Source organism: Caulobacter sp. CCH9-E1, assembly GCF_001556515.1.
Taxonomy (GTDB): domain Bacteria; phylum Pseudomonadota; class Alphaproteobacteria; order Caulobacterales; family Caulobacteraceae; genus Caulobacter.
In genome coordinates, this window is record NZ_LSJA01000363.1 from 1 (window position 1) to 294 (window position 294).

Annotated in this window: 1 protein-coding gene; it reads left to right on the forward strand. The window is 63.9% G+C overall.

The annotated features are described in order from the left end of the window. The coding region (locus AX690_RS20270; protein ID WP_156449743.1) for an efflux RND transporter permease subunit at nt 1-294 on the forward strand (294 nt) is incomplete at both ends.

Here is a 294-nt window from a genome sequence, read left to right on the forward strand (position 1 = left end):
TGGAAGGCAAGACCTTCTCGCCGATGGCCATCACCATCATGCTGGCCCTGGGCGCAGCCTTCATCCTGTCGCTGACCTTCGTCCCGGCCCTTGTCGCCATCCTGATGCGCGGCAAGGTCTCGGAAAAAGAGGTCAAGCTGATCGCTGTCTCCCGGCAGCGCTATGAACCCGTCCTCAAGCGCGTGGTCGATCGCCCCTGGCCGTTCATCGGCGGCGCGGTGGCGCTCTTCCTGGTCGCTGGCGTGGTCTACACGACGCTGGGCCAGGAGTTCATCCCGCAGCTCGACGAAAAGA